The organism is Flammeovirga sp. OC4, assembly GCF_000812565.1.
GTDB lineage: Bacteria > Bacteroidota > Bacteroidia > Cytophagales > Flammeovirgaceae > Flammeovirga.
Window position 1 is genome coordinate 1 of the sequence record NZ_JTAM01000205.1, and the last position, 282, is coordinate 282.

Genomic DNA, 282 nt, shown 5'->3' on the forward strand with positions numbered 1-282 from the left:
CCTTGATCTGTATTGACAATTTCCGGTGCTCCATGCTCTTCTATACATTCCTGTATCGTCTCTTTGCACCATTCTGCTTCCATTGTATTGGAAAGAGACCAGCCTACAATGTAACGGCTGTGTATATCAATTACAGCCATTAAATACATAAAACCCTTTTCCATTGGAATGTAGGTGATATCGGTTGCCCATACTTGATTTACTTTATTAATGACCATATTACGAAGGAGGTAGGGATACTTTTTGTGTTCTTTTACACCTTTTGAAGTATGAGGACCAGGA

General features: G+C 38.7%; 1 protein-coding gene. It reads right to left on the reverse strand.

From position 1 onward, the window contains the following. Positions 1–282: DDE-type integrase/transposase/recombinase (locus PL77_RS29985; protein WP_044213807.1), on the reverse strand; the 282-nt coding region annotated here is incomplete at both ends.